Raw genomic sequence first — 519 nt, forward strand, 5'->3', positions numbered from 1 at the left:
CGCTCTGCATTTCCATCTGGCGACGCTGCAACTCTTCATTATCTAAGCTGAACAGATTGTAACGGTTACGCCCCTGCTCTTTCGCCGCATGGCACGCCGAATCTGCTTGCGCGTGCACCATTTGCGGCGTTTCTGCCGTGTGGTCGATGATACGAATGCCGACCGAGCAACTGATGAATAAGCGTGTGTCTTCCCAGATAAACAGGTGCTCACCCAATGTGGAGATAATCACCTTCGCAATATTGATCGCGCCATACTCGTCGCAATCTTTCAGTAGCACCGCGAATTCATCGCCGCCCATTCGCGCAAGCACGGAATTGTATGGCAGCACCTCTTCCAACATGCTGGCGCAAAATTGAATCGCGGCATCGCCCGCATCGTGCCCAACGGTGTCATTAAGCACTTTCAACTGGTCGAGATCGAGGTACAACATCGCATGCACTCGGCGGTGGCTATCCACTTCACGCAGCGCGGTTTTCAACTCCAACTCAAAGTGGTTGCGGTTGTATGTCCCCGTCA

At 53.4% G+C, this 519-nt stretch carries 1 protein-coding gene; it reads right to left on the reverse strand.

The genetic code is table 11. The annotated features are described in order from the left end of the window. Positions 1–519: GGDEF domain-containing protein (locus R8N49_RS30420; protein ID WP_318190863.1), on the reverse strand; the 519-nt coding region annotated here is incomplete at both ends.

The organism is Vibrio sp. 1978 (genome assembly GCF_033344345.1).